Raw genomic sequence first — 1,572 nt, forward strand, 5'->3', positions numbered from 1 at the left:
GCATCGCGCCGCATCGCTTCGCTGCTGGGTCGCTCCTGCTTGTTTTTCCCTAGGAAGCGATTTCGAGCGAACAAACGCTTTTTCTTTCACGCTTCCGGGTATAAAACTAACATAGATATTCGAAAGAGGAGGAATCATTATGATGGGAAAAAGAGACCAACATCATCGTTCTGAGAACATCACCATCACATTGGAACAATTGGTCCCGCAGGACCATCTCGTTCGAAAAGTGGATCAGGTCATGGACTTTGAATTCGTCTATCCTTTAGTAGAGAAACTGTATTGTGAAAATAACGGAAGACCTAGTATCGATCCTGTTTTATTGATTAAGATGGCGCTTCTCCAATACCTATTTGGTATTCCATCAATGCGTCGGACCATCAAGGAGATTGAGACGAACGTCGCGTATCGGTGGTTCCTCGGAATCGGATTGGATGAGAAAGTTCCGCACTTCTCTACTTTTGGAAAAAATTACGTCCGTCGGTTTCAAGACACGGATGTGTTCGAAACCATCTTTTATCGTATCCTCTCACAAGGTGTCGAAGCCGGGTTCGTGGACCCTTCGGTCCTATTCATGGATTCCACACACATCAAGGCGAACGCAAATAAACGGAAGTTCAAGAAGAAAAAGATCGTCCGTCGTGCTATCCAACAATATAAAGAAGAACTCGACCAAGAAATCAACGAGGATCGGGTACTGCATGGAAAAAAGCCCTTCGCCCCCAAGGAGAGCCGTCTTGAAACACGTGAAATCAAGGAAAGTACGACAGATCCCGAGAGTGGTTACTACGTGAAGGGGGAACGTGAACGACTATTCGCTTATTCTTGCCATACAGCCTGTGATCGAAATGGCTTCGTACTTGGACTGATCCTCACACCAGGCAATGTACATGATAGTAAAATGCTTGAACCTCTTCTTGAATCCATCATTCATCGTTTCAGTCAGCCATTCGCTGTCGTAGCCGATTCTGCCTACAAGACAGTCCAACTCGCACATCACCTCCTTCAACGAAACATCTTACCGGTTTTTCCTTATACACGCCCCAGAGGGGTGAAGGGAATGTTCAAAACGAAAGACTTCTATTATGACGAATACTATGACTGTTATTTGTGTCCCGACAATCAAGTTCTTCGTTATCGGACGACCAATCGAGAGGGCTATCGGGAATATGTCTCTGATCCAATGATCTGTGCGTCGTGCTCTTTTCTTTCACAGTGCACGAAGAGTCAAGAGAACAAAAAAATGATACTACGTCATATTTGGCAGGAGGCGATGGATGAGGTGGAGCATTTGCGACATACCTCTGTGAACCGGGCACTATATCGAAAACGACAGGAGACCATCGAACGCGTCTTCGCAGATGCAAAAGAAAAGCATGGCATGCGTTGGGCCCGATATCGTGGTCTGAAAAAAACAACGCTACAAGCGATGCTTACTTTTAGTGCCCTGAACCTCAAAAAATTGGCGAACTGGTCATGGGATTCCGGTGGGAATCCTTGTTGTTCAGACCATTTTATACGACTACATAAGACAAACCCTCATTTCAATGTTGAAATGAGGGTTTGTCTACG

1 protein-coding gene is annotated in these 1,572 nt (G+C 45.4%); it reads left to right on the forward strand.

What is annotated here, in order from left to right:
* Positions 1-139: 139 nt before the first annotated feature.
* On the forward strand, positions 140-1,572 hold a 1,433-nt coding region (locus BLD48_RS16000), incomplete at its 3' end, for an IS1182 family transposase (protein WP_071501025.1).

This window comes from Exiguobacterium sp. KRL4, assembly GCF_001870785.1.
Lineage (GTDB): Bacteria > Bacillota > Bacilli > Exiguobacteriales > Exiguobacteriaceae > Exiguobacterium_A.